This window comes from Nonomuraea mangrovi (assembly GCF_042681425.1).
GTDB lineage: Bacteria > Actinomycetota > Actinomycetes > Streptosporangiales > Streptosporangiaceae > Nonomuraea > Nonomuraea mangrovi.
Map to the genome: position 1 here is coordinate 1 of NZ_JBHUFV010000031.1, position 1559 is coordinate 1559.

Annotated in this window: 1 rRNA gene (running past one end of the window); it reads left to right on the top strand. The window is 54.1% G+C overall.

Annotation, left to right across the window (positions count from 1 at the left end):
- Nucleotides 1-1559 (top strand): 23S ribosomal RNA (locus ACFSKW_RS18335); its annotated part runs 1136 nt beyond the window's last position; the annotation flags it as partial.

A 1559-nucleotide genomic window follows, 5' to 3' on the forward strand; every position in this document is an offset into this window, starting at 1 on the left:
GGTGGATGCCTTGGCGCGCAGAGGCGATGAAGGACGTGGCACGCTGCGATAAGCCATGGGGAGCTGTGAGCAAGCTTTGATCCGTGGATTTCCGAATGGGGAAACCCAACCCGCAAGGGTTATCGTTACCTGAATACATAGGGTAACGAAGCGAACCCGGGGAACTGAAACATCTCAGTACCCGGAGGAAAGGACATCAACCGAGACTCCCGTAGTAGTGGCGAGCGAACCGGGACCAGGCCAGTGCTGTCGTGACATAAAGCCGAACGATCTGGAAAGGTCGGCCATAGCGGGTGATAGCCCCGTAGGCGTCAATTAGCGACAGACTCGAGTAGGGCGGGACACGTGAAATCCTGTCTGAACATGGGGGGACCATCCTCCAAGCCTAAGTACTCCTCAGTGACCGATAGTGAACAAGTACCGTGAGGGAAAGGTGAAAAGCACCCCGACGAGGGGAGTGAAATAGAACCTGAAATCGGAAGCCTACAAGCAGTCGGAGCCACCACGCGTGGTGACGGCGTACCTTTTGTATAATGGGTCAGCGACTTCATGTGCCGTGCAAGCTTAAGCCGTTAGGTGTAGCCGTAGCGAAAGCGAGTCTGAATAGGGCGAATAAGTACGTCGCATGACGACCCGAAACCAGGTGATCTATCCATGAGCAGGTTGAAGGCTGGGTAACACCAGCTGGAGGACCGAACCCGTGCCCGTTGAAAAGGTCTGGGATGACTTGTGGATAGGGGTGAAAGGCCAATCAAACCTGGACATAGCTGGTTCTCCGCGAAATCTATTTAGGTAGAGCGTCAGACGAATTCCTTGGGGGGTAGAGCACTGGATGGATGCGGGCGGCGCGAGCTGTACCAATTCTAACCAAACTCCGAATACCCAAGAGAACTATCTGGCAGACACACGGCGGGTGCTAACGTCCGTCGTGAAAAGGGAAACAACCCTAACCATCATCTAAGGCCCCCAAGTAACGGCTAAGTGGGAAACGATGTGGGATTGCTTTGACAACCAGGATGTTGGCTTAGAAGCAGCCATCATTTAAAGAAAGCGTAACAGCTCACTGGTCAAGCGATCCTGCGCGGAAAATGTAACGGGGCTCAAGCCGTTCGCCGAAGGTATGGGTGTGCGCAAGCACGCGGTAGCGGAGCGTTCCGTAAGCCTGTGAAGGTCAGCCGTGAGGCTGGCTGGAGGTATCGGAAGTGAGAATGCTGACATGAGTAGCGACAAAGAGTGTGAGAGACACTCTCGCCGAAAGTCCAAGGGTTCCTGCGTAAAGTTAATCTGCGCAGGGTTAGCCGGCCCCTAAGGCGAGGCCGAAAGGCGTAGTCGATGGGAACCAGGTAAATATTCCTGGGCCAGTTGGAAGTGACGAATGACGTAAGTTGTCAGGGCTTATTGGATTGCTCCTGGCAGCGAAGTTGTTCCTGGAAATAACTCCAACAGAGACCGTACCCGAAACCGACACAGGTGGACTGGTAGAGCATACCAAGGCGCTTGAGAGAACTATGCTGAAGGAACTCGGCAAATTGCACGCGTAACTTCGGGATAAGCGTGAC